The organism is Rhizobacter sp. P5_C2 (assembly GCF_054049715.1).
In genome coordinates this window covers 1-5,512 of sequence record NZ_JBFULV010000192.1, presented here as the reverse complement: position 1 = coordinate 5,512, position 5,512 = coordinate 1, and the positions used below count along the sequence as shown (strand labels likewise).

Genomic DNA, 5,512 nt, shown 5'->3' with positions numbered 1-5,512 from the left:
CGACCAGGTCTTGAAGCGCGGCCCGCTGCCGAGCGCGGCCAGCACCGCGGCATCGCGCGTGGCCAGCGGCAGCAGCGCCTGCCGCGCCGCCAGCCGCGACGGCGCCGGCACCTGGCGCAGCGCCTGCAGCAGCTCGGGCACCGCCAGCTCGGTACCGGGCTGCATCGCGTCGAGCCGTTGCAGCCAGGCCGGTGCGCCGCGTTCGCGCCAGAAGCGCGCCCAGTCGTCGGCCGACAGCGCCAGCCGCTTCGGCTCGAAGTACGGGCCGCAGGAGCGCGCGAGCGCCTCGTCGCGCCCGATGGAGGTCCCCGGGTCGCAGCAGTAATCGTCGTCGGGCAGGCGCTGCACCGCCTCGCAGCGGTAGGCCGGCTCCTGCACGCCGCGCGCCTCCAGGTAGCCGTGCACGAACAGCTTCCAGGTGCTGCCGAGCGGCGTGCGCGGCACCGACGCGAGCGGCTGCGCACCGTCGCCGCTGCGCTGCAGCGCGATCAGCTCGTCGCCTTGCAGCCACGCCAGGCGCGTCGCCGGCGTGGCCTGCACGGTGCAGGCCGCGAACAGCGCGATGGCGATGGCGAAGCGGATCGGCATGCCGGCCTCAGCGGACCTCGACCGTCGACCAGGCACCGCTGCCGTCGACGCCCTTGGCCTCCGGCTGGTACATGCGGTGCACGCGCGCCGGCGGCAGCTTGAACTGGCCGCGCTGCGCGAAGCGCACCAGGTGGCGCAGCGTGACCGTGCCGCCGGCCTCCAGCTTCTCGACCGGCACCGCATAGCCCTGCGCCGTCGGCTCGTGCTGCGCACGTTCCAGCGGCTGGCCGCTCAGGTCCAGGCCCCAGGTGCTGGCCTCGACCGCGGCGCCGGGCGGCAGCGCCACCTCGAGCAGCGCCCAGCGCATCGCCTTCGGCGCACCGAGCGTGACCTGGTCCAGGTACAGCGTGTTGGTGTCCAGCGGCGTGCCGGGCTCGATCCGTTCCAACGTGACGTTCATGCGCGCGTTGTCAGGGGAGGCCTGTTGTCCCGCCGGTTGCGACGCCGCTGCCGGCTTCGGCGCCGTCACCACGCGCCACAGCGTGCGCTTGATGCTCACCGGCAACACCGGCGCCTGCGCCTCGCTGCTCTCGTAGCTGACGTAGGCCCAGGCCGCCTTGCCACCGGCCGGCAAGGCCAGCGTGGCCGGCAGCGCCGCACTGGCCGGCAAGGTCCACACCACGTCGCCGCTGCTGCCGACGCTGCGCTGCCACGGTGCGGCCAGTGCCACATCGGAGACGGCGGCGTCGGGCTTGCGGCCGAGCGCGCGCTGCAGCCACAACAACGTCTGCGAGCGGTCGAAGGTCGGCATGTCGGCGCCCACCTGGCCGAGCAGCTCGCCGGCCTTCTCGGTGCCGCTGCGGCGCGTCGCCATCAGCAGCGATTGCACGAACGGCGAGGTCGATCCGCCGAGGCGCGCAGCGGCCGCATCGGCTGCGGCGCGCTGGTCGGCCGCGAGCGAGCCCTTGGCACGCTGCGCGGTGTCGACCGCGAGCACCAGCGCGATGTCGCGCGAGCCGGCCACATCACCCTCCATCAGCACCCAGCTGCCATCCCGCAACTGGACCGGCGGGGCCCCGGCCTCCTGCGCCGTCAGCTGCTCGACCAGGCTGGCGTTCATCGCGCCCACCGACAAGCCCATCTCCTGCATCCACGACAGCGCGAGCGCGCGCTGGATCGACGGCAGCAGGCTGCCCTCCTTCGCATACACGTCGAGCAGCCGCTCCCAGTGCTCGTCGGGCAGGCTGGTGCGCAGCGCCTGCGTCGCGCGCCAGTCGGCGTAGTAGGCGTACGCGGTCAGGAAGGCGTCGTCGCTCATGCCGCGCCCCCACCAGCCGAAGCGCGCCTGCGGGCCGGCCATCTGCGCCAGCGACAGCCGCGCCGTCGACAGCCTCTGCGTCAACTGCGGTGCCAGCGGCTGCTGAGCCGGCGACAACGACTGCAGCGCGATCGACAGCGGCAGCATGCGGCTCGCCGTCTGCTCGACGCAACCGTACGGGAAATCGATCAGCTCCTCCATCCAGCGGTTGAAGGCACCGGCGGCAGGGTCTTGCGCGAAGGCCACGCGCACACGGGTCGCGTCCGCCGGCAGCTTCAAGACGGCGCTGCCCGTGCTGATGTCCAGCACCTGCTCGCGCGGCGCGCGCCAGGCCACCGGCAGGCGCTGCAGCGTGGTGTCGAGCTGGTCGACGACGCGGCCGTCCTGGCGCAGCACCAGGCTGACGCCGGCGGCACCGACGCGGTCGGCCGCGATCRGCAGCGCGATGAAGTTGATGCCCGGCTGCACGCTCAGCGTGTCCTTGCGCTCGACGCCCGCGCCGCGCGCTTCCCATTCGATGCGCGCCGGCTGGCCGGTCTGGTTGAACAGCGCGATCGACGCCTGCGCGCGGTCGCCCTCGCGCTGCCAGTCGGGGCTGGTCCACTTGGCGTAGAACGGCTTGTCCGAGCGCACCCAGCCGACCTGCTGGCCGACCGCGCCGCCGGCTTGCATCGCCCGCGCGGTGATGCGCCAGCGCGTCAGCGAATCGGGCATGCGGAACGTGAAGCGCGCATGGCCCTGCGCGTCGGTCGACAGCCGCGGCTCCCAGGCCGCCGTGTCGATGTTGTCGCGGCGCGGCCGCTCCAGCACCTTGACCGCGCGCTGGTTCACCTGGCGCGACGACGGCAGCACGCCGAGCTTGCTGGTCGCGAGGTCATAGCCGATGAACGACAGGCTGGCGCTGGTGCGCACGTTGTTGCGGCGCGGGTGGTAGAAGAACTCCTCGATGCCAGGCGCGATCTCCGGCTGCAGCACGTAGATCATCTCGTCGACCACGCCGACCGCGACCTCGGCCGCCACCGGCTTGCCGCCGAGCCGCGTGTCGACGTCGACCGTGACCAGCTCGCCCGGCGCATAGACCGGCTTGTCGGTGCGCAGCCCGAGCGCGATGCGCGGCTGCTCGACCAGCAGGCCCTGGTTCTGGAACACGTAGTCGCCGTTCTTCACGTAGGCGACCGACACCGTCATGTTCGGGCTCATCTCCTCGCGCACCGGCAGCGTCAGCTTCCATTGCGTCGGGCCGAGGCGCTCGCTCTTGACCCAGTCGGCCGATTCGCCGAGCACCGCGGTCGCTTCGACGCGGTCGCGCTCCAGCGTCAGCAGCGCGTGGTCGATCGGCTCCGGGAAGCTGAGCAACAGCTCGGCGGTGTCGCCGGCGCGGTAGGCGGCGCGGTTGAACACCATCGTGATGCTGCCGGCGGGCGCCTTCAGGCCGTCGCCGCTGACCCAGTGGCTGGCGGCGCCGACGAGGCGGCCCTTGTCATCGCGCAGCGACACCGTATAGGCCCCCGGCTGCGGGAAGCGCAGGGTCAGCACGTCGCCGGCCGGCATCACGCCCGATTCCTTCGCGCGGTTCTCGAGCCGCAGCCATTCCCAGCGCGCCGGGCGCACCGTGTCGGCCGCCGACTGCGCGCCGGCACTCACCGTGAACGCGACCGGCTCGTCGGGCTTCGAGAACTGGCGGTCCGGCGTCAGCTTGTACGACCCGCTGCCGCGCTCGATCAGGATCTCTTTCGACGTGCGCACGCGCCAGGCCGCGCCATCGGTCGCGAGCGCCGTCAGGATGTAGCGGCTCGGCTGGTCGGCCGGCGGCAGCGAGAAGCTCGCGACACCGCTGCCGTCGGTCTGCAGCTCGTCCTGCGTCAGCTTGAGCGGGAACTGGCCGCCGTAGTCGAGCTCGCCCTCGACCATCGTCAGCTTCTGCGCGCGCGCCGTCAGGCTGACGCGGGCATGCGCGACCGGCTTGCCGTCCGGGTAGTTCAGCTGCAGCTTGCCGCTGACGCGTTCGCCGGTCGCGAAGCCGGGCTTGTCGGCCAGCAGCGTGATCTCGAAATGCGGCTTCTGGTAGTCGGCGACGCGGAAGGCCGCGGTGTAGACGTCGTCGCCCATCGCGAGGCGCAGCTCGTAGCCGCCGGCCGCCGCGTTGTCGGGCAGCGCGAAGCGGGTGTCCGCCCCTTGCGTGCCGCTGAAGCGCAGCGACTGCGTCGCGATCACCTGGCCGGCCGGGTCGAGCGCCTGCAGCGTGAGCGGCCCGTCCTTCAGGCTCACCGATTCGCGGGCGCTGCGGAACTCGCGGCCGCTCACGTTCACCTGCACCCAGTCGCCGGGGCGGTACAGCGGGCGGTCGGTCACGGCGTAGACCTTGGCCGCGTAGATCTCGCTGTCGTAGTAGAAGTTTTCGGAGACGAAGACGCCGCCCGCCGGGTCTTCGCCGAACAGGTAGGTCTGCTCGGGTGCCTTGCGGTCGAGCCGCACCAGGCCCTGCGCATCGGCCGCGCCGCTCTTCAGCACGCCGATGCCGTCGGTCCAGACGACGCGGGTCTTCGGCACCGCGGCGCCGTTGCCGCGCTGCGCCGCCCACACCAGCATCTGTTCGCCGGAGACCTTGGTCAGCGCGACGGTGTCGCTGACGAACAGCAGCGTCGTCGCGCGGTGCTGGCCGGCGATCGCCTCGACCAGGTACAGGCCCGGCGCGCGCTTGCCGATCGGCACCCAGACGTTGCCCTGCGACGGGTTGATGAACTCGCTGCTGCTGCCGGCGAGCTTCAGGTCCTTCGGCGGCTCGATCGGCTTGGCGGCCTGCACCGGGTAGCGGAAGCGCTCGATCACCGCGAGGCCGGCGATCGGCTTGAACTGCGGCGGCTCCTCGAAGGTGGACGGCTGCCGCAGCGCCTTCGGCGTCTTCAGCTCGGGCGCCTGCGCGGTGACGGCCAGGCGCGCGTCGTTCGAGAACAGCTTCTGCCACGCGAGCCGCGACTTGACGGCCCAGTTGTCCCACAGGTGGGTCAGCGTGTTCGACAGCCCCGGCTCGGCCGGCCGCGCATCGACCTGCACGCGGTGCAGGTTCTTCTGGCGCTGCAGGAAATCGAGCGGCTGCGGGATGCGGTAGACCAGCACGTCGACGCCGCCGGCCTGCTCCAGCATCTGCGGCGAGTTGACTTCGAGCCGCACCTTCGCGATGTCGGCGCTGCCGAAGGTCGCATCGGACAGCAGGAAGAAGGGCTCGCCGGAGAACGGCGCCCAGGCATTGGGGAGCGGCACCGGCCCGACGGGCGCAGGTGCGGCCGACCCGGCGGGCGGCAGCACCAGCAGCGCGGCAAGAGCGAGGACAGGCCAGGAAATCTTGGTCAGGTTCTTCATGCGAGGAACGCCAGTCGATGGACGCCCGAGAAGTTGGGGTTGTCGTCGGAAGGCCGCCAGCGCGTGTCCTTCCATCCGAGGAGCTGGTCGGCGCGCACCGCGCGCAGGCCGTTGTCGTTGGGCTCGACGCGGCCGGTGTGGTACGCGATGTAGCGGCCCATCCAGACCATCAGGTGCTGCTCGTCGCCGAAGTCGTAGAACAGCAGGTCGCCGGCCACCGCCTGCGTCAGCTGGCGTGCGACCGGGCGGGTGTTCTCCTGCACCAGCTCGAGCGCGCCGACGAAGGCATCGCGCGTGCCGTCGGCG

3 protein-coding genes are annotated in these 5,512 nt (G+C 72.1%); all 3 read right to left on the bottom strand.

All coding sequences use genetic code 11. The annotated features are described in order from the left end of the window. On the bottom strand, window positions 1-588 hold a 588-nt coding region (locus ACXJLU_RS32575), incomplete at its 3' end, for a DUF2300 domain-containing protein (RefSeq protein WP_457337878.1). Between the two features lie 7 nt (window positions 589-595). Continuing rightward, window positions 596-5,206: an alpha-2-macroglobulin family protein gene (locus tag ACXJLU_RS32570; RefSeq protein ID WP_457337877.1), complete on the bottom strand. Its 4,611-nt coding sequence runs from the start codon at window positions 5,204-5,206 to the stop codon at window positions 596-598. Beyond that, window positions 5,203-5,512, bottom strand: a 310-nt coding sequence (locus ACXJLU_RS32565) for a DUF1175 family protein (protein WP_457337876.1), incomplete at its 5' end; no start/stop codon positions are given. The genes ACXJLU_RS32570 and ACXJLU_RS32565, both read right to left, overlap by 4 nt.